The organism is Emticicia oligotrophica DSM 17448, from assembly GCF_000263195.1.
In the GTDB taxonomy this organism is placed as follows: Bacteria; Bacteroidota; Bacteroidia; order Cytophagales; family Spirosomataceae; genus Emticicia; species Emticicia oligotrophica.
In genome coordinates, this window is sequence record NC_018748.1 from 4168819 (window position 1) to 4193207 (window position 24389).

Here is a 24389-nt window from a genome sequence, read left to right on the forward strand (position 1 = left end):
TATTGTTGTATTTTTGAAATAAAATTTGGAAATATTTGCTTGGATTGATTTTTTATTTTAATCAACGAGAAAATTTAAAGTGCAATAAATTCTATCTATTATTAGCAAAGCTATATCAAAGATTTGCCCATTAAGGCTTTTATTGAAAGTTTTGTGTCGTTCAAATGGACGTACAACAAAACCATAATAAAAGACCTATGAAAAAAATTGTATTCACTTTATCGTTATTGCTGTTTGGTTACGGAATGACTCAAGCACAGGGTTCATCCGACTACGGAAGTGGTATTAAACTAAATGTAAATCAAGAAGGAACTAAGTCAATTAGATTTATTACTTGGAATCAAACTTGGTTTAGAGCAACACAACTAAATCCGGGAACTACCATTGGTGGCGAGGCAGCAAAAAATAACTATGATATTTCAGGCCGCCGTTTACGTATGTTGGCCTACACACAAATTAGTAAGCGTTACATGATATTGGCACATTTCGGAATCAATAATCAAACCTTTATTAACGGAGGAGGTTCTGGTTCTTCAGGAACAGGTGGATATGGAAATGGTAAAAAACCACAGATATTTTTCCATGATTTTTGGAATGAATACCATGTGATTATGCCAACCAAAGAAAATAAAAACTCTAGTTTAAGCGTAGGAGCTGGTTTGCACTACTTTATGGGCTTATCTCGAATGACTATGGCTTCTACTCTTAATTTTTTAACAGTTGACTCTCCAATTTTTTCATGGGCAACAATTGACAATGCCGACCAATTTGCTCGTCAATATGGATTCTTTGCAAAAGGAAAGCTTAATAAGCTTGAGTATCGATTTGGTTTAAATAAGCCTTTTAATACAAGTTTAGCCCCAGCAAATGTCACAGAGTCTTCTAAAGCAGTGGCGGTTGATAACAATGGCAAAAGTAGTTGGGCAAAAACAGCTTATGTAGAATATCAGTTTCTTGATACTGAAGCAAATTTGTTACCATTCAAAGTTGGTTCATATTTGGGAACAAAGCGAGTATTTAATATTGGGGCAGGTTTTTACATGCAACCAAAAGGTACAAAATCTTCAGTTAATGGAGCATTACAAAGCCATGATGTTAGATTATTCTCAATTGACTCATTCTTGGATATGCCTTTTGGTGATAAAGCTAAAAATGCTGCTGTAACTGCTTATGCTGGATATTTCAATTATAATTTCGGACCTAACTACATACGAAATATTGGTATCATGAACGAAGGTGTGGTTAATGCTGAGTACTCTGGAAAGGATAAAGTTATGGCTGGTGCAGGAAATGCCCAACCCATGATTGGCACGGGAAGTATTTTTTACACGCAAGTTGGCTTGTTAATGCCTAAAGTTACTGAAAAGCCAAAGATGAGAGTTCAGCCATTTGTTGCTTACACAAACAAAAACTTTAAAGCATTACCAGTGCCAGTTTCTAACTTTGATTTAGGAGTAAACTGGCTTATTGATGGGCATCATGCTAAAATTACTACGCAATACTCGTTGCGTCCTGAAGTTGAAACTGCTACAAATAAGCAAAAACATCTAGGAGAATTTATTGCACAATTGCAAATCTATTTATAATAATCAACTCTAATAATATTACTTAAACTCTTAATTTATTAACACTATGTCTGACAAAAAAAGCTCGATGTTTTCTATCATTGGAGCATCATCAGTAGGTACGATGATTGAGTGGTATGACTTCTACATTTTTGGAAGTTTGGCTACAATTATTTCAACCAAGTTCTTTCCTGCAGGACCGGGAAGTGAAACTTTATCTTTCCTTTCTACACTAGCAACTTTTGCCGCTGGTTTTGTAGTACGTCCATTTGGAGCCTTATTTTTTGGCCGTTTAGGCGACCTTATTGGTAGAAAATATACATTCATGGTTACACTCTTATTAATGGGTAGTGCAACTTTTATTATCGGTTGTATTCCTTCCTATGAGACCATAGGTGTTGCGGCTCCCTTGTTAGTTTTGTTACTTCGTTTATTACAAGGTCTTGCTCTTGGAGGTGAATATGGCGGTGCCGCTACTTATGTGGCTGAACACTCACCAACCAATGAAAGAGGTTACATGACTTCGTGGATTCAAATTACGGCAACGGCTGGTTTAATAGTATCGTTAATAGTTATTGCTATTACAAAGATTTCAATGAGTAAAGAATCTTTTGAAGAGTTTGGTTGGAGAATTCCTTTCTTATTCTCAATCGTAATGGTGGGAGTTTCTTATATTATTCGTAGAAATATGCATGAGTCACCGCTTTTCTCAAAGGCTAAAGCAGAAGGTAAAACTTCAACTAATCCATTGAAAGAATCGTTTGGTAAAAAATTAAATTTTAAGTTTGTTTTGTTGGCACTTCTAGGTGTTACAATGGGACAAGGTGTTGTTTGGTACACTGGTCAGTTTTACGCAATGTCATTTGTAGAAAAAATTATGAATGTGCCAAAAGAACAAGTAGATAGTATCATGATTTGGGGGCTTTGTTTAGGAACACCTTTCTTTGTAGTTTTTGGTTGGTTATCTGACCGAATTGGTCGTAAGTGGATTATGTTAGCGGGTATGTTGGTTGCCATCTTATCGTACCGTTCAATTTACTCAAAAATGTACGATACTGCCGATATTAAGAAGAAAACAGAAATTCTTGAAAAAACCACTTCAATTGCTGAATTAAAAGAAAATAAAAAGAATAAAAATGGTGGAGTCGATTCAGTTTATACGGTAACTAAAGCCTTTACCGATGGTACAACCTACAAAGAAGTAAAAACCAAAACTTTGAAAAATGGGGTAGTTGAGATAAATGAAAAAGATGGAAAACCGATTGTTGAAATCAAGAAAACAGTAACTATTAATGATACCGATAAGTGGACACTCATTTGGTTGATATTCGTACAGATGTTGTTTGTTACAATGGTTTATGGCCCAGTTGCAGCATTCTTAGTTGAGATGTTCCCTACTAAAATTCGTTATACTTCAATGTCTTTGCCTTACCACATTGGTAATGGTATTTTTGGTGGACTATTACCAGCGATTGCAACGTTTTTAGTATCAAATGCTACTAAATTAAATACAGATGCTGTTGAAGCTGGATTACCAAAAATCGTTGAACAACCTTATTTAGAAGGTCTTTGGTATCCAATTATTATTGCAGGTATTTGTTTTGTAATAGGGGCAATATATCTTGATGGTAAGGATAATAAAGTAAATGACTAATTTTTGATAAAGCATTTTAAAAAATTATAAAAAATGAATACAATAAAAAGACTTTTAGGCATTGTTTGGATTTTAATTGGAGCATTCGCTGTCTATTATTTAATCGTTAATCAAGCAATTGCACTCTGGAATAAAGGTGGCGAGAATATTATTCCTGCCGTAATTTATACAGTTATTTTATGCCCGATGATTGCAGGGGCACTCGGTACTTTTGGTATATATTCACTTCAGGGTGAGTTTGATAGCAAAGATTAATCATAATAAGTAAGGCTTAGGGTTTAATTGAGCAATGTATGCCAGTTGAGGATAATACCCAGTGGCATACATTCTTTTTTTTAGTCAAAGTTAACTATATTAATTTTGCAAAAATAGCTAAATTAATCTTTGAATAGTACCATAGTAGTAGTAGTTTAGTGCAACAAATTGAACACCCTAAATGAAGCAACAAAAAGCCATTGCAATTACTATTCTGTTAGTTTTTCTATTAAACATTCCAATAATATCATTGCTTAATAAACCGCTTTTTGTATTTGGAATTCCATTAGTTTATGTATATGTGTTTTCAATTTGGGCTTTTGCAATTATTGTAATTGCATGGATAGCTGAATCAAAAAATATTGAAGATACATCAGAACATGAATAGCTATATTTTAGGTCTCATATCAATTTATTATTTAGCTTTTTTGTTTCTGGTAGCTTATCGAGCAGAGCAAAAATCTAAGAACGATAAAAGTATTGTTAGTAATCCTAACATTTATGCACTTTCATTGGCAGTTTATTGCACCGCTTGGACTTTTTATGGTAGTGTCGGAAGGGCTTCAACTGATGGTTTAGATTTTCTAACGGTTTATATTGGGCCCACGATTGTTATGTTTTTAGCATTTCCGATACTAAGAAAAATTATCCGAATTTGTAAAAACCAACGTTTGACAAGTATTGCTGATTTTATTTCATCACGTTATGGCAAAAATCGTTCTTTGGGAGTGCTGGTAACCGTAATTTGCTTATTATCAGGTATTCCATATATAGCTTTACAACTTAAAGCCATCTCGAATAGCTTCGGTATTCTTACTAAAAATGTTGTGAATAATAATTTTTGGGCCGACCATACTTTTTACATAGTAATACTTTTAATACTATTTACTATTTTGTTTGGTACACGTAATGTAGAAGCAACTGAAAAGCATGAAGGGATGGTTACTGCTATTGCAGTAGAGTCGATTATTAAACTGATAGCTTTTTTATCAATTGGTATTTATGTAACCTATTGGTTGTTTGATGGTTTTGATGATATTTTTTTGAAAGCTAAAAACTTGCCATCAGCCCAAAATAATTTAATAATTGAAAAAAATACTGGACTATCGATGTGGTTTTGGCACACATTTTTAGCAACAATGGCCTTCATCTTTTTACCACGACAATTTCAGGTAGCAGTGGTTGAAAATGTAGATGAAAAATATATAAGCAGAGCAATGTGGCTTTTTCCATTATATATGCTTTTGATAAACATTTTTGTGCTACCTATAACTTTAGCTGGCGGAATTATTTTTGGTGAAAAGGCTAATTCTGATATGTTTGTTTTATCAATACCACTGAATTTTTCAAGTGAATTATTGGCAATTCTTACGTATATAGGTGGATTTTCGGCGGCAACTGGAATGATAATAGTCGAGACGATTGCGATAAGTGTCATGGTAAGTAATAATTTATTGATGCCAACATTTTTAGGGGTTTCAGCTTTTAAAGAGTTTATAAATAAAAATCCTAGTAGGTTTATTCAATATATTAGGCGTTTGGCTATTGCTCTCATCATTTCTCTTGGTTATTTCTATTATAAATTCATCACTGAGAAATATTCTCTTGTTTCAATAGGAATGACCGCCTTTGTGGTGGTTGCTCAATTTGCTCCTTCAGTTTTGGGCGGAATTTTTTGGAAGCGAGGTACACAAAAGGGAGCGATGGCAGGTTTGGTGGGCGGAACAGTGGTATGGTTTTTCACGCTTATTATTCCATCATTTGTGAGTTCGGGGGTTATTTCTGAACAAATTATGACAGAGGGCCTTTTTGGGATTAGTCTTTTAAAACCTTTTGAACTTTTTGGAATGGTGGGAATGGATAATATCGCACATGCGACTTTTTGGACACTATTTATCAATTCAATTCTTTACGTTTTTGGCTCTCTTTTTACTAAGCAGACATCTATTGAGCATAATCAGGCAGTATTGTTTGTAGATGTTTTTCAGTATTCTAAAGGAATTGAAAATTCGGTTATTTGGAAAGGAAAGGCTTTAGTTTCAGACATAAAGACTTTATTGGAAAGTTTTTTGGGAGCGGGTCGAACTGAAAGAATTGTAAGAGTATTTGCTACACGAAATAATATAAATCTTGATACACGCTATGCAGATGCTAGGTTTGTAAATTACGCCGAAAAATTATTATCAGGAATTGTTGGTACTGCTTCTGCAAGAATGATGGTTTCTTCAGTGGCCAAAGAAGAAGAAATATCTTTAAATGAAGTTGTTGAGATTTTAAAAAAATCACAAGAGTTGATGGCGGTAAATAAAGAATTAAAACAAAAATCGAATGAACTAAAGTTACTTACCGAGCAACTTCAATCAGCAAATGAGCAGTTGAAACTTACTGACAAGCTAAAAGATGATTTCTTGGCAACTGTAACGCATGAGATTCGAACACCATTAACTTCAATTAAAGCTTTATCGGAAATCTTGTATGATAATGAAGATATTGAACATGAAGAAAGACAGCATTTTTTAAATACGATAATAAAAGAATCTGATAGATTAAGTAGGTTGATAAACCAAGTTTTAGATTTAGAAAAATTTGAATCAGGCAAGGTCAGAATAGTTCAGGAGTCAATTAATTTTCAAGAAATCATCAATGATTCATTAGACTCAATTGAACAATTAGCCAAGGAAAAAGGGGTAAAAATAAAGACTGTTATTGATAAAAATTTGCCCAAACTTATAGGAGATAGAGACCGATTGATGCAAGTTATACTGAATTTACTCTCTAATGCTGTAAAATTCACAGAAGCTAATAAAGGCTTAATTACAATTACTGCATACAATGAAGAGAATAATTTGCTTTTTAATGTGATTGACGATGGAGCTGGAATAGCTAAAGAATATCAAGAATTAATATTTGATAAATTTTATCAGGCACATGACCAGACAATAAAAAAGCCTAAAGGTAGCGGTTTAGGACTTGCCATTTCTAAACGAATTATTGAACTCCATAATGGTAAAATTTGGGTAGAAAGCGAAGTAGGTAAGGGCACAAAGTTTTCATTTTCAATTCCAATAAATTAAAATTTAGTATAATCTAAGTATAAACATAGAACCCTATATAACAAGATACGACCATGAATATCCAAAAAAATATAAAAGTACTTATCGTTGATGATGAACCAAATATCTTGCTTTCATTAGAATTCTTAATGAAAAAGGAAGGATTCATTGTTTTTATTGCCAGAGATGGAGAAGAGGCCTTTGATATTATTAATCGTGAAAAACCAAGAATCGTTTTACTCGATATTATGATGCCAAAAGTCGATGGGTATGAAGTTTGTAAATTTATCAAAAGCAATAAAGATACCTCCGATACAAAGGTGGTTTTTTTGAGTGCGAAAAGTAAAGAAGCGGATATTGAGAAAGGATATAGCATTGGTGCTGATTTATATATTCCCAAGCCTTTTTCCACGAGAGATTTAGTTAAGAAAATTAATATGATGGCAGCGGGAGTGGTGGCGTAGTGCTGTAATAGAAATTATCCATCTGTGATATTCTATTATTCTTAAATTAACATTGTACAACAAAACTATAATAAAGTAATGAATTATGACTCATTTTACCAAAAAAGCATCGAGAATCCTGAAGCTTTTTGGGCCGAACAATCTGATAAAATTGCATGGTTTAAAAAGCCAACTCAAATATTATCAACAGATAAGAATGGCTTTTATCGTTGGTTTGCGGGAGGTGAGTTAAATACCTGTTATTTATCAGTTGACTATCATATTGAGCAAGGAAGAGGAAATCAAACTGCATTGATATATGATTCTGCAGCAACTAATTCTATTATAAAATATACTTATAACGAAATTAAAGAAGAGGTTTCGAAAATTGCTGGAGCACTGAGAGATTTAGGTATAGAAAAAGGAGATACTGTGGTAATTTATATGCCTATGGTACCCGAAGCTGCCTTCTCAATGTTGGCTTGTGCTCGATTAGGTGCTGTTCACTCAGTAGTATTTGGTGGTTTTGCACCGCACGAATTAGCAATCAGAATTGATGATGCCAAGCCCAATGTAATTATTTCTGCTTCTTGTGGAATTGAGTTTGATAAAATTATCCCTTATAAACCCTTACTTGATGAAGCAATTCACTTAGCTGAGTTTAAGCCGAAAAATTGTTTGGTTCTGCAAAGACCCATGTGCCATGCCAACTTAGTAGGAGAAAGAGATATAGATTTTGCTACAATGGTTGCTCAGTCAAAACCGGCTGATTGTGTTCCTGTTGATGCTACTGACCCACTTTATGTACTTTATACATCAGGAACAACAGGAAAGCCTAAAGGTATTGTTAGAGATAACGGAGGGCATGCCGTTGCAATGAACTTCTCAATGAAATATATCTATGATTTGAATCCAAAAGATGTTTTTTGGGCAGCTTCAGATGTGGGTTGGGTTGTAGGACATTCATACATTGTTTATGCACCTTTAATTTATGGTTGTACCACAGTTTTTTTTGAAGGAAAACCAATAAAAACACCAGATGCTGGTACTTTTTGGCGTGTCATTGATGAACACAAAGTAAAAGTTTTCTTTACCGCACCTACCGCATTTAGAGCGATTAAAAAAGAGGATTCTGAAGCGAAGTTGAAAGAAAAATACGATACATCATCCTTAAAGACTATCTTTGTTGCTGGCGAACGATGCGACCCACCAACTTTAGAATGGCTTCAACAAATTGCACAAGTGCCAATAATCGACCACTGGTGGCAAACCGAAAGTGGTTGGGGAATTGTTGCCAATATGATGGGAGTAGAGCAGTTTCCTGTAAAAGCTGGTTCGGCTACAAAACCAGTTTGTGGTTTTGATGTACAAATTTTAGGAGAAAATGGTCAGAAATTAGGGCCAAATGAAGAAGGTTATGTTTGTATCAAGCTGCCACTTCCACCTAGCTGCTTACCTACACTATGGAATGATGACGACAGATTCCGTAGTTCATATCTCAATAAATTTGAGGGTTATTATTTAACAGGCGATGGTGGATACATCGACGAAGAAGGCTATGTATTTATCATGGGCCGTGTTGATGATGTGATAAATGTGGCAGGGCATCGACTTTCAACGGGCGAAATGGAAGAAATTGTAGGGTCTCATAAAGCAGTTGCGGAATGTGCAGTAGTAGGAATTGCAGATGAGCTACGTGGACAGCGACCATTAGGTTTAGTAGTTTTGAAGGATGGGATTGAGATTTCAGAAGAAGTTCTTGAAGAGCAATTAATAAAATTGATACGAGACCAAATTGGTGCAGTGGCATTCTTCCGAAATGCAATCCTTGTAAAACGTTTGCCTAAAACTCGTTCGGGTAAGATTTTACGTAAAACTATTCGACAACTTGTTGATGGTGAGCAATTTACAATACCGTCAACGATTGATGATGTAAGTATTCTTAGTGAAATTGAATTGTGTATGAGAAATAGAAAAATTGGAGTTTTTCAATAAAAAAACGGTCTCTTTTCTAAAAAATATTTAAATAAATGCCCAAAGTTATCTGGATATCTAACCTTAGAGTTTTCGCAACTCTTACCGTCATTATGCTCCACTGTGCCGCAGGTGGGATTTATTTGATGGGTAAAATTCCAGATTCATGGTGGTGGATTTGCAACGCTGCTAATGCTTTTGGGCGATTTGCCGTACCTATTTTTGTGATGCTTTCAGGGTATTTACTCTTAGGTAAATACAAAAATTTAATTGATTTCCTTTCAAAAAGGTTTTCAAGAATATTTATTCCATTTCTAGTATGGACGCTCATTTATATGCTTTGGGGTAGTTATTTTGGAGTTATTCCTGCCGAAAAAACGAAGCTTGAAATAATTGATATTCTTCGAAAAATTATGTTTGGAGGTGCAGGGGGCTCAGGGCATTTATGGTTTGTTTATATGCTTTTAGGAATCTATTTATTCCTGCCAATTTTGAGTAAATGGATTACACAAGCAAGTTCGCAAGAAATAAAATACTTCCTGATTTTATGGGTAATTTCTTGTACTGTTTATCCGTATTTTAATCGATTTTTGGGAATTAAAATTAATTTCGAAATAAGATATTTTTCAGGATACATAGGCTATTTTGTTTTAGGCTATTTTCTTGGGAATATACAATTTTCTAATGCAATCCCAAAAATTGGATATTGGGCTTTAGGTATTTTTGTAATTAGTTGGATAATAACTTTTGTTGGCATTTATTTTTCAACGATAAGCAACAGAAGTATCTATGAAGCCAACCTTTTTGATTATCTAAGTCCGAGTGTAATTATGATGTCTGTTACAGCGTTTTTGGCTTTTAAGAATTTATTTAATCTTGAATTCCTACCCAATCTAACTACGCAAATAGATAAATTTAGTTATGGCATGTATTTGATGCACCTAATTCCGATGAAGACTATTTCAAGACAATGGCACATTAATTTTAAATGGATTCATCCGATAATAGGCATTTCAACCCAATTTATTCTTACAGCTTTGGTATGTTATTTTGTAATGCTGATTATTAGTAAAATACCAAAAACAAGTTGGATAACGGGTTAACAGATTTTTAAACAAATTAGTATATTTTAGTCAATTTATTCAATAAATACCTTACCAAATGAGAATTTCTGATTTTAATGATTACGAAATCCAATACAAGCACTCAGTTGAAGACCCAGAGGGTTTTTGGGCGGAGATTGCTGCCAATAACTTTGAATGGAGAAAACCATGGAAAAAAGTATTGAATTGGAATTTTACTGAGCCAAAAGTTGAATGGTTTGTAGGTGGAAAGCTCAATATTACTGAAAATTGCCTCGATAGACACGTAAAGGATAAGCCTAACCAACCAGCAATTATTTGGGAACCAAACGACCCAAATGAAGAAGCGGTAATCCTTACCTACCGTCAATTATTTGAACGTGTTTGTCGTTTCTCAAATGTCTTAAAACGAAATGGCGTAAAGAAAGGAGATAGAGTGTGTATTTATATGCCAATGATTCCTGAATTAGCTATTGCAGTTTTGGCTTGTGCACGTATTGGAGCAATTCACTCGGTTGTTTTTGGTGGTTTCTCTGCATCTTCAATTGCTGACCGAATCAATGACTCTCAATGTGTGGCAGTAGTTACGACTGATGGTGCCGTACGTGGTAACAAATCAATTCCAATGAAAGACACCGTGGATGATGCTTTGATTGGATGTCCTTCAGTTAAGAAAGTAATTGTGACAACGCGTACACGAACGCCTGTGAGTATGATTAAAGGCCGTGATGTATGGTGGGAAGAGGAAGAAAAACACGTAACAAGTGATTGCCCAGCAGAAGAAATGGATTCAGAAGACCCGCTATTTATTCTTTATACTTCAGGTTCAACTGGAAAACCAAAAGGAGTTGTTCAAACTTGTGGCGGATACATGGTTTATTCAGCTTATACTTTCTTGAATGTATTTCAGTATAAACCTGGGCAAATTCATTTCTGTACTGCTGATATTGGTTGGATTACCGGACATTCATACATTGTCTATGGACCATTAGCAAATGGTGCAATAACACTTTTGTTTGAAGGTATTCCTACGTATCCTGATGCAGGACGTTTTTGGGATATTGTTGAGAAACACAGCGTAAATATTCTTTACACAGCACCAACAGCGATTCGTTCATTAATGGGCTTTGGCTTAGAATACGTAGAAGGAAAAGATTTGAGTTCTTTGAAAGTTTTGGGTTCTGTTGGTGAACCAATTAATGAAGAAGCTTGGCAATGGTATTCAAAAAATATTGGAAAAGATAAATGTCCAGTAGTTGATACTTGGTGGCAGACCGAAACTGGTGGAATCATGATTTCAGCATTGGCTGGCATTACACCGCTCAAACCAGCTTGGGCGTCATTGCCACTACCGGGTATTCAAATGATGTTGGTTGATGAGCATGGAAATGAAATTGAAGGTGGTGATGTAAGTGGAAACCTTTGTATTAAATTCCCGTGGCCTTCAATTTTACGTACAACTTGGGGCGACCATGAACGTTGTAGAACGAATTACTTCTCGGCATACCCAAATTTATACTTCACCGGTGATGGAGCGATGCGTGATGCCAATGGTTTTTATAGAATTACTGGTCGTGTAGATGATGTGTTAAATGTATCTGGACACCGAATTGGTACGGCAGAAGTTGAAAATGCTATCAACATGCACACTGGAGTTGTTGAAAGTGCCATTGTTGGGTATCCTCATGATATTAAGGGTCAAGGAATTTATGCTTATGTAATCTGTGAAAGCATGATTCATGATGAAGACCTTACTCGTCGTGATATTTTAGCCACTGTTTCACGTGTTATTGGGCCAATCGCAAAACCAGATAAAATTCAATTTGTAAGTGGTTTGCCAAAAACTCGTTCGGGTAAAATTATGCGTAGAATTCTTCGTAAAATTGCAGAAGGCGATGTATCTAATTTAGGTGATACTACCACACTTCTCGACCCCAACATCGTTGATGAAATTAAGAATGGAGCTGCTGCATTGAAGTAGTTTTATATTAGAGGCTTGGATTTGATTCAAGCCTCTAAATTTTTGGTTCAATCCAAAGTGCAGTTAAAATCGATAAAATTAAGATAAACCATATCCATTCGGGAACACCTACGCTAAGTTTTTGCTCGGTGTTTATACTTGAATTTGAGGTGTTTAAATATGGTTTTATGGCATTTGCTTTGGTTAATTCACTGTGGTTATCTTCTACAAATACCTCTAAAGAATCTTGAAATTTCTGCCAATTTTTATTTTTAAATGAATAATAAACTTTATTTGAAGTTGAGTTTATAGGAGATTTCTGTTTTTGAATGGTATCTTCTTCAATAATTACTGAACTAGATTTTTGGTCATTATTGAAATTCATTTCAAGTTTCGAGTTTGAAAATATAGGTCCATCCAAAAGAATAGTAGTAGATTTTGGAGGTAATAAATAATGTATAGTCCCCTGCCAAATTTTCATGTATGTTAAACTATCCCCACTTAAAATTAAAGGAAATGTTTCGTTTAATAAACTAAGCCCAATTCTACCATTTCGTTTCTGAATAGCAATTGGAAATTCTGCGTTTAGTTTTTGAAAATCAGTACTTTGGAAGGCAAATGGTTTAGCCGTTAAGTCTGTTAAAATTGGAATATTTTCTTGTGTACTGATACGTTTAAGTGCCCAGTTCGTTCCAAAGGTTTGATTGATACTTTTTGCCGCTAAATCTGCTTGTTCAATATTAATAAATAATATAGATTTACCTTCATTAAAGGCTTTTTTTACAGTAGTATTTTCAGCATTATTTGGGTCAGTGATGATAATATCTGCTACAAAATCACTTTCTGATTGATTGATTGAAATAGTACTTTGCGTATTTTTTGCAACATTACTGATTATTTTTACTTGATTACCATTTTTTCCAAGCCAATCGGCTAATATTTTACCTTCAAAATCTGGATTTGAAAGAATCATCAACACTTTAATCGGTTGATTTTTTTGACTGAAAAACTTAATTTCTTGAATTTTTTCTTCATTCAAAACTAAATCAAATGTGTTGCGTCCAATAGAAAATACTGGAGTTCTAAGACTAAAATAATTGAAACCTTTTTTTAGATTAACACTATCAATGGTTTGATTTCCCCATTTAAGTGTAAGTTTTTGATTTTCAGATGAATGAATTTTTCCGTTTATTTCCTGAATATCTCCTTTATTCACAATTGCTCGCCATTGAACCTCTTGTATTTCATTATCTTTAAAAAATGGTAGCCAATGAATGGTGTGATTTACAAGTTTGCTCAATATCTCAGGCCTAACATCCTGCCCTAAGAAGTATATTTGCCCAATTTGAGTTTCAAAACCGTCGTTTTCAAGTAAACGCTTATTGAATTTTTGTTGAGTAAAATACTCTTGTATTTTTAAACTATCTTTAGTTTTTTGAATTATTTCAAGCGGAATATTCTCAGAAACTACTAAAATCTTATTGGTATCGCTTTGTTTATGATAGCTTGGATTGATAATAAATAAACTAATAATTAGCCAAAGAGCGATATTGAGTCCAACTTTTACGCCATATCTTTTACTTCCCTTCTCTTTGATTAACTTAAAATATTGAATAAATAGTAAAGCCACCAAGGACATTCCTAACAGCCAATCATAAATGCTCAGATTTTGTATTTGTTGAATTAAATTCATCTAAATTTTTCGACCAATGATTTAATTAATGGTTTATATTTTACTGTTTAATGTTCTTCCAATAAGCGTTCTCCAATTTTTTCTCTACAAATAATGTTTGATTACTAGGGTTTGTATTGTTGAGCAATGACTTATTGATAAGACCATACATTTTTGTTTTTAGCGTTGTTTGCTCTTGGTCAGTGATGTTTTTACCATTAATAAGCTCTTGTAAGGTACTCAAAATGCTCCAGTTTGATAAATTGCTATTAACAACTCTGGTAGAAATGGCTGCACTCAACTCCATAAGTTTGTATTTTTGAGTATTGTCTAAAATTCTTTCGTTTTCAGAAATTATACCCATTACTTCTGCAATAAGTGTCTCTAATTGCTGTTGAGTATAATTTTTTTGAAACTTAAATGCAGAATTAAACTTGGTTAATTCTCCCGTCAATCTTTTTTCTTTTTCTTTAATTGGAGGCGGAGCAAAACTGGTTTTTTTTACAAAAGTTCTAGCTTTATGTTGAGCAGACTTTAAATATTCGAGAGCTTTTTTCTCAAAAGGAAGTGCTTTTTCTGGTTCGTATAACCTCAAATGTAGTTCAGACTGCCACATTTGTTCAAGCGACATCTTTAATAAACTTTTAGTTGATTGCTCGTAATATGTATTAGCCTCTCCGTCATCATGCGAATGTACGTATTCTGCCAGCAAACTGGCAACGGGGTCTTTTTCTTCAGCTGCAGTTCCATGATTATGTCCTTCTTCTTCATGCTTATTTCCTTCGTCATGGTCATGTTCACCTTCATCGTGGTCATGTCTGAAGCCTTTTAATAAATCACCATCCTTTGCTTCTGCTGGTAATGCATTCACTGCTCCAATGGCCCCTTCATTTTCCTCTCCTAAATACTGACCATACCTAAGTCGTAGAGCTTTTTGGTCGAAACCAATATTATTTGAAATATCATTAAAATCCTGCTTTTTTAACTTATTTCGCTTGGCAATGAGTTTTTCTGTATCAATAATGATTTGTCTTTGACTTCTGAAATACTCGGGCATAATATTCATCGCCATAGTTGCCAAATCAGATTCTTCTACTTGTGCAGTATCTTTATAAACAATAAAATAAGTATCAGATTTTGAGAAATTTGGTGATGGACGTTTATTATCAATAGCTGCCCAATAATAGTAAAGCTCATCACCCGGAGTAAAGTTAAGTGCCCTCAAATCAATGGTTTTACTAATTGTTGCAGATTTGAAATTTGATTGTGGAAGTGGGATTTTTACTTCTCTGAATTTTACATTTTCTCCTGAACCACGAGCTAAAGTAGCAACGATGAACGCTTGATTTACTAAAAAATCATCTGAAATTTTGGCAGAAATTTGAATGTTTTTAGAATCTTTAATGAAATGTAATTGGTAAAGTTCTTTGGATGTGGGCTCTATTTTCGGTGATAAATCAGGTATTGCATCTAAACGATAATAATCTGATTGATAAATAAGTGAATCATGAAAATAAGCTTTAAAAGAATAAAGTCCCGAACTAATGAGTTGGTCTGTATATTCAAAGTGTTCATCAACGAGTTTAAATGCTACCTCTTCGCCTCGATTATTGCTTAAATTAACTTTTAAATTGGTTGAATTTGAGAAGTTGATTTGCCATTTAAGCATTGAGCCAACAACGGCAGAGGCATTCATATTTTCTGAACTAATATTTTCAATATTGGTATAGCTTGGAGGAGTAATTGTTAGCGTAGCAGATTCAAAGTTTGGAATATATCTTTGATTAGTTGATAACTGGTTTTTAATAGAATTTGATTTTAACTGATGATTATTCCATTTTAATTTAGGTCCCCAGTTATAAAAGCTAAAAGCTAAAAGAAATACTCCAAAAAAACAAAGTAGTTTTCTTTCAAAAATGATGGGCGTTTTATAGTTATTGCTTAATAAACGTTCAAGTTGTAATTGTTCGGCTAAATTAGGTTGCTCGAGTGTCAATAATTCGAGACTATATTCTGTATTATCAAGTTTTTGATGAATAATTTTGATGGCTTCTTTTTGTTTATTCTGAAATAGCTTTTGTTGAAGAGAAATCCCTAAAAATGAAAGAAACAAAGCTATTGATGCCCAAATTTCTGATTGAACAAAGAATAAAATGATGTAATAAGCAGTGCCAGCTACTAACAAGCAAACTAATATTGCTTTAGTGTACAACTGGAGGTTGACTTTGGTTATGATTTGTTTGAGTTGATTCATGCGTTTTTGGAAATAGCGAGCCAACGCTCAAAACAAAGTAATAAAATGAATACTAGAATGAGGCTTTTATCAAACCATTCATTTGAGGACTTGTGCGGAAAAGGTTGTATTTTAAACAAAGCCTTTAATTGTTGCTCAGAAAGCGGCTTTAGATTTTCATTGTTTAATTGCCAATGTTGAATGATTTTTTCGCCAATAAACTCTGGTAAGTAGGCATTAAATACCCATTCGTTAGTTTGTGGTGTGAGCGGTTTTGAGATAATTATTTCGTTGTCATTATTTGTTACATAAACTCCGACCCACTTTTGTGAATTACTGAAAAATCCTAAAGTTTTAGCTGAAATATGAATTGGTTTATCTGAAAAAATTATGTCATAATTATTCGTTTCTTTGGGTGCTAATTCAATTTGAAACTGCCATTCATAAATATCTTTCAGAGCCGATAAAGAAGCAATTATTTGTTTCTTTTCCGTAGTATTTTTATTGAAAATACCCACATTAAATATGCCCTCGTGACTTATTTCTTGCTTAGAATTTGTATTATTTCTGACCGTTTTTAATTGGCCATCAGCATCAATAAATGATGTTTTATTGTCAGAGAAAGCAAATACGTTATTAGTGCGTGTTGAATCAATAATTGAATGGATTTTAAGATTAGTTGGTGAAAAAATCTGTGGAAGCTGAGTTAGTTTACGCTGATTAATGAGATATAATTCAAGCGTTTGGTCTTGAATAAGTTTGCCCATTTCGTTCAGATTTGATTGTAAAGATTGGGCATTGATTTTTACAATATTTGAAGGTAATTGTTCAATCGAGGTAAATCTAACGGGCTTATCATTTATCCAATAACATTCTTCTCCTTTTTTAAGAGCTTCATCAATCTCAAACTTAAAATTCTCAAATACTATTCGATTGGCTTCAATTAAATGAGTTTTTGTTTTTTTTGAACTAGCATTTGTCCATATTAACAATGGTTTCGACAAGATAAAAACAAATAGTAAAAGCAGTAAACACCTGATTATCAGCAATAAAATATTGTCCAGTCGAATGCCTCTCGACTGTTGGAGATTTTTTTCACTAAGCCATTGAGTAGCAGCCCAAGCAATTAATTTTCCTTTTTTTTGATGCCAAAAATGTATAATAACAGGAATACCAACTGCCAAGCTTCCCCAAAGTATGTAAGGGTATAATAATTCCATTTCAGAAATTTCTTTGCTTTATTGCTTCCAAAATTACGCTCGCAATTGGAGTATCAAAGCTTGTTTTGAACAAGTGTACAAATGGAATTTGTAATGCTTCTTCAAGTTTTGTTAAATAATTTTCAGCGTTTTTTTTAACCTCTTCTTTAATTGCTTCCGCTTGAAGTTCAATTTCTTGCCCGGTTTCTAAATCTTTAAATCTGAAAAAACCTTTGAGGTTGAAATTTAATTCTTGTTGCCCCAATACTAGGAAAATAAGTATTTCTCGGTGGGCATTGGCCAATGATTTAATTAAAGTTAGCCACTCATCATTGAATTGTAATAAGTCAGACGCAATTACTAAAACTTCTTTTTGTTTTCCCGATTGCAGAACACTCAAGTCTAGTGAATTTGTATTCTCCCAATTTCCATGAGCCTCGATTTTTTCCAGCGTGTAAAGTATTCTTTGAAACGATTGTTTTCCAGAATTAACAAGGGTGACTATTTCTCCATTTTTTATTCCAAACAAACTCATTAAGTCACCTTGTCGATATCCTAAATAAGACAGAGAAGCGAGTAAAATTTTACAATATTCTAACCTTGAGACTTTATTTTCTACATAATTCATCGAACCAGAAAGGTCTATTATAAACTTCAAATGAAAATTACTTTCGGTAGAAGATTCACGAACCAAGTGTTTATCTGTTCGGGCATAAAGTTTCCAGTCGATTCGTTTAGGGTCATCACCAATTTCATAATGGCGATATTGCTCAAATTCTACCCCATAACCTGTTCTTTTACTATGATGAATGCCCAACATTAGTTGCTCACTCACCAATTTACCAGCTAATTGGAGGTTGTTGAGTTTTATGAGTTCTTCTGTTAGCATCTTACTATTTCAACAAATCCGTGATAACATCATCAGTACTGATACCTGCTGCTTCTGCTCTAAAATTTAGTGCAATGCGGTGGCGAAGAATAGGGTATGTAAGAGCTTCAATATCTTCTGGTATTACCGAAAAACGCTCATTTAAAACGGCACGAGCCTTCGCACAAACAACTAAAGCTTGCCCTGCACGTGGACCAGCCCCCCATTCGCTCCATTCCTTCACAAAAGCAGAGGTAGTATTTGCTGGGCGAGTTGAACGTACAATTTTATTGATTTTTACAATAAGTTCTTCAGAAATATGTACTTGACGAGTAAGGTGCTGTAAATCAATGATTTCAGCATCACTCATGATGGAATTCAATGTTGGTTTTGAAGTGCCAGTTGTATTCTTTAATACATTAAGTTCTTCACTTTCAGAGGGATAACCCAATTTAATATAAAGTAAAAAACGGTCGAGTTGAGCTTCTGGTAATGGATACGTACCAGCTTGCTCGATTGGGTTTTGGGTGGCAATAATCAGAAAAGGTTTGGGCAAATCGTAGTTAGTGCCTGCATAGGTTACCTTATATTCTTGCATTGCTTCAAGTAAAGCAGCTTGAGTTTTGGGTGGTGTACGGTTAATTTCATCTGCAAGAACAATATTGGCAAATATAGGCCCTCGATTAAATTTGAAGAATTTCTTTCCCGTTTCATGGTCCTCTTCTAAAATTTCAGTACCGAGAATATCTCCAGGCATTAGGTCAGGGGTAAACTGAATGCGTTTAAACTTCATGTCTAAAGCTTCAGAAATAGTTTTTACCATTAGAGTCTTTGCTAAGCCTGGTACACCTTCAAGCAAACAGTGCCCACCTGCAAGCAATGAAATTAGAATTTCGTCGATGGCGGCTTCCTGCCCGACAATTACTTTGGCAATTTCTTTTTTTAGTAGCGGTAATTTTCCTACTAAAGATTTGTAATGATGAAGATCTTTGGTTTCCAATTTTCTTTGTTTTTGATGCAATTAAGTTATATCAGTAGTTTGGAAGATTAGCTAAACTTTCTACATAGTTAATGCATAATTAATGATATTCACGCCAAATTTTGTATTATCTTCTGCAAGCCAGCGTTTATTCCTAAAATCATAGTCCCACTCACAGCCATAGTCTTTATTACTATATAAAACGCCAATTCTTCCATTAATAACAATGGCTTTTAGGTAATCATGAACGAGGTCATCTCCCCAGCCATTTAGCTCAAAAGTGGTGGTAGGAGGGCCTTCAAATTGAAAAAAACAGTTGTAAATAGCATGATTATTCGGGATTTTTTGAAGTGCCTTTGCTCCAAAGGTTCTTGCCATTTCTTGTTCAAAAGATTTTGCAAAAAGCCCATCAATATCATGGTTACAATCATCTACAAATACAAATCCACCATTCTGTACATAGCGATAAAAATGGTCTCGTTCTTGACTCGAGAACTCAACTAATTTATGGCCACTCAAATAACAAAACGGACTCTTAAATAGCTCATTACTACTCAATAGCACCACTTTTTCCTTTTCATCTATTGGAATAGTCGTATATTCAACTAATGAATTAAGAATATTTGTTGGCATTCTTTGGTCGGTGTCCCAATCTCCAGAATTATATTGTATTCGCGTGAAAATAAATGGTTTCATAAGTTGGAATATCAGATACTGGTTATTGGCTATTTGTGAAAATAAATTGGATACATATTAATCCTTTACAAAATAGTTTCCAGTAACCAGTATCAAATAACAAATAATCAAATTCTACACTGCATCAGATAAACTAGAGAAAGTAAATTCTCTAATTTTCATTGGTGGAACCATGTAGTTTTGATTCGATTCTGTACTTACCACACGCTCTGTTTTTCCTAACATTTCAAGGTTATTGAGCATGATGATTGGACTTTCATTGAATCGGAAATTTTTAATTGGATATTTAATCTTTCCATTTTCAATATAGAAAGTTCCGTCACGGGTAAGTCCTGTTTGGAGTAGCGTTTGAGGGTCAACCGAACGAATGTACCAAAGCTTAGTAACTAAAATACCTCTTTCTGTACTTTTTATCATTTCATCAAGTGTAGCATTTCCACCCATCATGATGAAATTTGTGGGAAAAGGAATAGGTTTTACTCCTTTTTCTTTCGCCCAAAAGCGTGAATAAGACAGGTTTTTAACAACTCCTTTTTCAATCCACATTCTTTTTTCTTGTGCTTGTCCATCTCCACCCCAAGGAGAAGCTGGTAAATCGGCATAAGCGGGGTCAGAGAAAATAGTTACTCGCTCATCTACTATTTTTTCACCAATTTTATTCTTTCCACCTGCTTTACTAAAAAATGAGCGTCCTTCGTCGGCACTACGAGCATCCATATCAAAATAGATGTTTTCGAGTAAAACGGCTGCGGCTGTCGGTTCAAGAATTACAGTATATTTTCCCGGTTCGAGAGCTTTAGCTCCTTTTGACCCAACTGCTTTTTGAATCGCAATTTTGGTTGCTTCCGCCGTATCAAGTTTATTTACATCACTAAAACCCTTAATTACATAACCTGAACCAGTGCCGTCTTCAGTACGCACAGTAAGTGAGTAGTTTACATTCGTACTTTTGTAGTAGGCGAAAAGTCCTTTTGAATTCATCATGGCTGAATAGCCTTTTGAATCTTCTAAAAAACCTGCGGCTACTAATTTTTGCTCACGCGTGAGTTTTAAACTTTTCATCACAGCCTCCGCACGAACATCGGGATTGATATTTGCAGTTGAGTCAAAATATCCTTCTGATTTCATATATTGCTGTGGTTCTAATACACCCATATATTCAGGGTTTTCGGGAGCAAGTCGAGCCAATTCTTCAGAGCGTCTTACTACTTTTTCAAGTGAAGCATCATCAAATTCATCAATTGTGGCAATCCCTACCTTTTTACCAAAGGCAGATTGTACTTGCAAATTTTGATTTGTAAGACCTCCACTGGTAGAAACCTCATTTCTAGCATAACGGATGTTTCCGTTGATATTTCCCGATAGATTGACCTCGCAATCATCGGCTTTAGAATAGCTTAAAACCTTCTTTAAGAGGTTTTTAGCTTCTGCTTCTGTTAATATTACTGACATTATTATTCAAGATTTTAAAGATGATTTTGCTTCTTTTAGTTCATGACAAATGTTAGAAAGAAAATTCTTTCTTTTGTAAACTTTAATGAAGCGATTAAACTTTACGTGCCGTGTTAATTACGTTAACACCATTGAAACGAGCCGTTGCACTACCATGAGATACTGCACTCGATTGTGAAGGTTGTCCCTTACCATCGAAGAATGAACCGCCAAGACGGTAATCACGTTCGTCACAAATTTTCACACATGAATTCCAAAATTCCTGCGTATTTGATTGATACGCAACATCTTTTAGCATTCCTGCAATTTGTCCATCTTTAATTTCATAATATAATTGTCCGCCAAATTGGAAGTTATAGCGTTGTTGGTCAATTGAGAAAGAACCATCGCCAATGATATAAATTCCTTTTTTCACATCCTTAATCATTTCGGCCACTGTTAGTGGTGTTTTTCCTGCTGCTAAAGACACATTGGCCATGCGTTGGAATTGAACCGATGACCAACTATCAGCATAGCAACAGCCATGTGATTCTTTCTCACCGAGAATATGAACTTGGTCTCTGATGGCTTGGTAATTGACCAAAGTACCATCTTTCACCAAATCCCATCGTTTGGTTTTTACACCTTCATCGTCCCAACCAACGGCACCCAAAGAACCAACTTGAGTTTTATCAGCGAAGAAATTTACTTCTTTACTGCCATAATTAAAGTTTTTGCTTTGCCATTTATCGAGTGTTGCAAACGAAGTTCCCGCAAAATTTGCTTCATAACCTAATACACGGTCAAGTTCTAGTGGGTGACCAACCGATTCGTGAATAGTCAACCAAAGGTGAGAAGGGTCGAGTACCAAATCATATTTACCAGCCTCAACTGATTTAGCAGTTAGTTTTTCTTTTGCTTGTTTGGCTGCTGCCGTAACATCTTCAAGCATGTCATAACCCTTATTATAACGCGTTGTGATGCCAGTAACTTTATCTTTTGGATTGGTTTGAAGATACTCGTAGCCCATTCCCATTGGTGCAGAAAGGGCTTGGCGTGTCTCAAATTTGCCAGTTTTTGGGTCAATGGCAGTTACAGATGCAATTGGCCATATACGGTGAATATCTTGGTCGATGTACGAACCATCAGAAGAAGCAAAGTATTTTTGTTCATTTACCAAGAATAAAACTGAGTTTACGTAGTTTGCTCCATTTTTTAATGCAGCATCATTTACTCCGAGTAATAAATCAACTTTTTCTTTAATTGGAACTTCGAAGGCATTACGTTGGATTGGTGCTTTCCAACTAACTTCTCCATAACCATTTTGAGGTGCTAAAATGACTGGTTGAGACATTAGCTTGGCATTGGCCTTGGCTATTGCAACCGCTTCTTCGGCTGCACGTGCGGTATCTGCTTCAGTTTTGGCATCAACAACAGCAGCAAAACCCCAACAACCATTAGCAATGACACGTACACCTACGCCATAAGATTCGGTATTTACAATGTTCTGAACTTTGTCTTCACGCGTAACCACAAATTGATTAAGGTAACGGCCAATTCTTACGTCAGTGTAAGTGGCTCCTTTGGCTTTAGCGGCATTTAAGGCAGCATCTGCAAGTCGCTTCTTGATGGCAACATCCATTGCTCCATCGAGCATGGCTTCTTGAGATACTGAATTGCCAATAATTGGTATATTCGGAAGCATTAAGCCACCAAATCCCAATCCTGATAGTTGAATAAAATCTCTTCTTTTCAAAGCTTTTTCAGTTTTGTGTTAAATAATAAGTTTATTAATGAAGACTAATTTAAAAAATATTCTTTCTTGGTGAAAAAATGTGTGTCGGATTTTGATAAATGGTAATAAATATTGTTGAGTGGAAATCCATTATTCTATAAACCATGTAGGCCTTTATAACCTACATGGTTTGAAAATCTTTTTAAACCGCATCAGATAAGCTACTAAATGTAAAGTCTCTGATTTTTAATGGTGGAATCAAACAACCACCTACACGTGTTGGTTTGCCCATTGCTTCAAGGTTATTGAGCATAATCACAGGGCTTTCATTGAAACGGAAATTTTTAATTGGATATTTAATTTTTCCATTTTCAATATAAAAAGTTCCGTCACGTGTCAGACCCGTGTAAAGTAATGTTTGAGGGTCAACGGCACGGATATACCAAAAACGAGTTACTAAAATCCCTTTTTCAGTTCCTTTAATTAAATCAGCTAAAGATTCGCTTCCTCCAGCCATGATAAATCCTTGTGGAGGAGGCACCGCTTTTACTCCTTTTTTATCTGCCCAATATCTTGAATAGTAAACGTTTTTAACGATACCATTTTCAATCCAAGAAATTTTTTCTTGCGGACGGCCATCGCTTCCTCCACCACCAAAACGGCCTCCACCACCGCCTCCACCGCCACCACCAAATCCAGAACCTGGAATTTCAGGATTGATTGGGTCAGAGAAAATATTTACTCTTTCATCAAATAATTTTTCTCCAATTCTTGTACCACCACCTTTTTTACTCAAAAAACTACGACCTTCATCTGCATTACGTGCATCCATACTACGCATCATGTTTTGAAGTAGGTCAATAGATGCCGCAGGTTCTAAAATTACTGTGTATTTACCTGGCTCCAATGCCTTAGCATTGCTCGAAGCCATTGCTTTTTGCATCGCAATTTCGGTAGCTTCTTTTGTACTTAGTTTTGAAGTATCATTAAAGTCACGAATGGCATAGCCTGAACCAAGACCATCAGCTGTTCTTACGGTTATCGAAAAATCTACTGATGTTGCTTTATTATATCCAAATAAGCCTTTGCTGTTACCGATAGCCGTAAAACCAGTAGAATCCTCTAAATAACCTGCAGCAGTGAGGTTCTTCTTGATACAAGGGTCAATACTATCAAATGCGGCCTTTGCCCTATATTCGGGGTCGATATTAGCAGTTGCTTCGGCGTAAGTATTTGAATCTACGTACGTTTGAGGCCCAAGCATAGGCATATATTCAGGGTTTTCTGGTGCTAATCGAGCAATTTCCTCTGCTCTTCTGACCGTTTTTTCAAGTGAAGCATCATCAAATTCATTGATTGTTGCAGTTCCCGAACGTTTACCAAAAACTGCTGTTACAGCCAATGATTGGTCGTAAGATTCTCCACTTGTCGAAACAGAATTTCTTGCGTAGCGAATGTTGCCAGTGCGGCCACCGCTAAGTGAAACACTCATTTCATCGGCTTTTGAAAATGCTAAAACTTTATCAATAATCTTTTTAGCTTCTTCTTTTGATAATATTTTATTCATTTGTTTAGTTTTTTAAGGTAAGT

The 24389-nt window shown here is 34.9% G+C and carries 18 protein-coding genes; 9 read left to right on the forward strand and 9 right to left on the reverse strand.

All coding sequences use genetic code 11. The features are described 5' to 3' along the window. Positions 1-197 precede the first annotated feature (197 nt). The 9 genes from EMTOL_RS17320 to acs all read left to right on the forward strand — a co-directional run bounded on the left by EMTOL_RS17320 (position 198) and on the right by acs (position 12007). Positions 198-1586, forward strand: coding sequence for a hypothetical protein (locus EMTOL_RS17320; protein ID WP_015030614.1), 1389 nt, complete (start codon positions 198-200; stop codon positions 1584-1586). A gap of 46 nt (positions 1587-1632) precedes the next feature. Beyond that, positions 1633-3219, forward strand: a complete 1587-nt coding sequence (locus tag EMTOL_RS17325) for an MFS transporter (RefSeq protein ID WP_015030615.1) — start codon at positions 1633-1635, stop codon at positions 3217-3219. A 33-nt stretch (positions 3220-3252) separates the two neighbouring features. Beyond that, on the forward strand, positions 3253-3474 hold the full coding sequence (locus EMTOL_RS17330) for a DUF6814 family protein (protein WP_015030616.1): 222 nt from the start codon (positions 3253-3255) through the stop codon (positions 3472-3474). Between the two features lie 181 nt (positions 3475-3655). Beyond that, positions 3656-3862 (forward strand): hypothetical protein, encoded by a 207-nt coding sequence (locus EMTOL_RS17335; protein WP_015030617.1) that lies wholly within the window; start codon positions 3656-3658, stop codon positions 3860-3862. Then, the gene (locus EMTOL_RS17340) at positions 3855-6548 is read left to right on the forward strand and encodes an ATP-binding protein (RefSeq protein WP_015030618.1); all 2694 of its coding nucleotides are present in this window, start codon (positions 3855-3857) and stop codon (positions 6546-6548) included. The genes EMTOL_RS17335 and EMTOL_RS17340 overlap by 8 nt, the downstream gene beginning before the upstream one ends. A gap of 53 nt (positions 6549-6601) precedes the next feature. Continuing rightward, complete coding sequence (locus EMTOL_RS17345) at positions 6602-6991, forward strand: response regulator (RefSeq protein ID WP_015030619.1); 390 nt, start codon at positions 6602-6604, stop codon at positions 6989-6991. A gap of 45 nt (positions 6992-7036) precedes the next feature. Beyond that, a complete protein-coding gene (locus EMTOL_RS17350) occupies positions 7037-8965 on the forward strand; it encodes a propionyl-CoA synthetase (RefSeq protein WP_374755381.1) in 1929 nt (642 codons plus the stop codon). 35 nt (positions 8966-9000) lie between these two features. Then, positions 9001-10047, forward strand: coding sequence for an acyltransferase (locus EMTOL_RS17355; protein WP_015030621.1), 1047 nt, complete (start codon positions 9001-9003; stop codon positions 10045-10047). Between the two features lie 58 nt (positions 10048-10105). Next, positions 10106-12007, forward strand: coding sequence for an acetate--CoA ligase (gene acs, locus EMTOL_RS17360; RefSeq protein WP_015030622.1), 1902 nt, complete (start codon positions 10106-10108; stop codon positions 12005-12007). 34 nt (positions 12008-12041) lie between these two features. Here acs and EMTOL_RS17365 read toward each other — a convergent pair whose 3' ends face one another. The 9 genes from EMTOL_RS17365 to EMTOL_RS17405 all read right to left on the reverse strand — a co-directional run bounded on the left by EMTOL_RS17365 (position 12042) and on the right by EMTOL_RS17405 (position 24366). After that, positions 12042-13679, reverse strand: coding sequence for a hypothetical protein (locus tag EMTOL_RS17365; protein WP_015030623.1), 1638 nt, complete (start codon positions 13677-13679; stop codon positions 12042-12044). Positions 13680-13719: 40 nt separating this feature from the next. Then, positions 13720-15912 (reverse strand): hypothetical protein, encoded by a 2193-nt coding sequence (locus EMTOL_RS17370; RefSeq protein ID WP_015030624.1) that lies wholly within the window; start codon positions 15910-15912, stop codon positions 13720-13722. After that, complete coding sequence (locus EMTOL_RS17375; RefSeq protein WP_015030625.1) at positions 15909-17111, reverse strand: BatA domain-containing protein; 1203 nt, start codon at positions 17109-17111, stop codon at positions 15909-15911. The genes EMTOL_RS17370 and EMTOL_RS17375 overlap by 4 nt, the downstream gene beginning before the upstream one ends. Position 17112: 1 nt before the next feature. Continuing rightward, a complete protein-coding gene (locus tag EMTOL_RS17380) occupies positions 17113-17979 on the reverse strand; it encodes a DUF58 domain-containing protein (RefSeq protein WP_015030626.1) in 867 nt (288 codons plus the stop codon). A 4-nt stretch (positions 17980-17983) separates the two neighbouring features. Then, a complete protein-coding gene (locus EMTOL_RS17385; RefSeq protein ID WP_041694222.1) occupies positions 17984-18958 on the reverse strand; it encodes an AAA family ATPase in 975 nt (324 codons plus the stop codon). Between the two features lie 60 nt (positions 18959-19018). Further along, positions 19019-19633 carry a DUF4159 domain-containing protein gene (locus tag EMTOL_RS17390; RefSeq protein WP_015030628.1) on the reverse strand — a complete coding sequence of 205 codons (615 nt, stop codon included), beginning with the start codon at positions 19631-19633 and terminating at the stop codon, positions 19019-19021. Positions 19634-19747: 114 nt separating this feature from the next. After that, entirely contained in the window at positions 19748-21085 is a 1338-nt protein-coding gene (locus EMTOL_RS17395) for a TldD/PmbA family protein (protein ID WP_015030629.1), read from the reverse strand. 94 nt (positions 21086-21179) lie between these two features. Beyond that, positions 21180-22820 carry a TldD/PmbA family protein gene (locus tag EMTOL_RS17400; protein ID WP_015030630.1) on the reverse strand — a complete coding sequence of 547 codons (1641 nt, stop codon included), beginning with the start codon at positions 22818-22820 and terminating at the stop codon, positions 21180-21182. 181 nt (positions 22821-23001) lie between these two features. Then, complete coding sequence (locus tag EMTOL_RS17405) at positions 23002-24366, reverse strand: TldD/PmbA family protein (RefSeq protein ID WP_015030631.1); 1365 nt, start codon at positions 24364-24366, stop codon at positions 23002-23004. Positions 24367-24389: the final 23 nt, after the last annotated feature.